This window comes from Microvirga sp. P4_G7 (genome assembly GCF_056401005.1).
On the sequence record NZ_JBFUKD010000740.1, the window covers coordinates 1 to 1,726 of the forward strand.

Genomic DNA, 1,726 nt, shown 5'->3' on the forward strand with positions numbered 1-1,726 from the left:
AATGGAGCCGGCAACTGGGCGTGCGAGTGAGCTGGAGTCTGCTTTGCGGATTTCCCGGTGAGGACGACGCGTGGTATGCGGAGATGGCTCAATGGTTGCCCCTGATCTCGCACCTCCAACCCGGCGGCGCCGTGACCCTGCGCTTCGACCGCTATTCGCCCTTTTTCACGAGTCCGGACCAGTTTGGCCTCAAGTTGCGGCCATCGGAACTTTATCGCTTCGCATATCCGCTCACTGATCCCGACCTGAAGGATCAAGTTTACTTTTTCGAGAACGAGAATGGGAATAGCGCGGACCTGTCGATTGATGAGCGCCCCGGGTTACATGCGGCGCGTGACGCCATTGGTGCTTGGTTCAAAGCGTGGACCGGTCATGCGCTACCGATGCTCTCAATGATCGAGGAAGACGGTGAGTTCCTTGTCGAGGACACGCGCGACTGTGCGGTGGCACGGCAGCATCGCATCGTGGGGTTGGGACACACTATCCTCAAAGTTGCGGATGAGGCGTTGCCGGAGGCGCAGATTCGCATACGTCTCGTGGAGATGGGGTGCGACGATGCCTTGATCGAACACGCGATCGAGGATCTGATCGCACGTCGTCTCATGATCCGGCTCGATGCGCGGCTGATCGCCTTGCCTCTATGGACGCCGCATCGCCTTTTGCCGGCGCCGAGTGCCTTTCCCGGCGGATATTTCGTGCACGGTGACGACGCCATCGAAAAGCTTCTGGCGGCTATCTGATGCGCGCTGAAGCGAAGCTCGTGAGAGTCGATAGCCCAATGCCGCTGCGCAGCGGGAAATCGTTGCGCGAGGTTGATATCGCCTATGAGACCTACGGCACGCTGGCTACGGGCCGCGACAATGTCATTCTCGTTTTGCACGGGTTGACCGCCGACCAACACGCTGCCGGGCCACCTCTCGGTGAGGGCCGTAAACCGGGATGGTGGAACGAGGCCATCGGCCCTGGAAAACCCCTCGACACGGATCGATGCTTCGTCATCTGTCCGAATGTGCTTGGCGGGTTCGGCGGCTCCACAGGGCCCCAGGCGATCGATCCGGAGACGGGTCGTGCCTACGGCTTGCGCTTTCCCATCATCACCGTCGCTGACATGGTCGCGGCGCAGATCCGGCTTCTTGATCATCTTCGGATAGAACGGGTGCATGCTGCCATCGGCGGCTGCCTCGGCGGTTTTCAGGTCATGGAATGGATGGCCCAGCAGCCGGATCGGCTAGGGCGTGCCGTCATCATCAGCGCCACTCCGCGAACGACCACCCACAACACAGCTCTGTGGAGCGTATTGCGCGCCGCGCTGATGAGCGACCCAGCCTGGAATGGCGGCGACTATTATGGCGGACCACGTCCCGATGCGGGGATGGGGTTGCTCGCCATGACGGGGGCGCTGTTCTGGATGAGTCGGGGAACCCTCGAAAAGAAATTCGGCCTGGCCACCATCGGTGCCGAACCTCTGCGCTATACGCTCGAACCGGAATTCGCCATCGAAGGATTCCTCGATGAGGTCCGTCGCAATGCCTCCCTCGGTCGTCTCGATGCCAACGCTCTGATCTACCTCACACGCGCCATCGACTACTTTGATCTTTCCCGGGATTATGGCACCGTCGCGAAAGCGTTTGAGGATTACCGTTCTCCGCTGCTTCTCGTGAGTTACAAGACCGACTGGCGCTACCCCCCGCAAGAGATGGAAGAAATCCGTCTGTCCGTTCGGCCC

1 protein-coding gene and 1 pseudogene are annotated in these 1,726 nt (G+C 60.6%); both read left to right on the forward strand.

What is annotated here, in order from left to right; translation table 11 throughout:
• Nucleotides 1-740, forward strand: a pseudogene (locus AC1DT3_RS20180) (RiPP maturation radical SAM C-methyltransferase); the annotation flags it as partial.
• A partial coding sequence (gene metX, locus AC1DT3_RS20185) for a homoserine O-acetyltransferase MetX (RefSeq protein WP_477466994.1) occupies nucleotides 740-1,726 on the forward strand: 987 nt, incomplete at its 3' end. The pseudogene AC1DT3_RS20180 and the gene metX, both read left to right, overlap by 1 nt.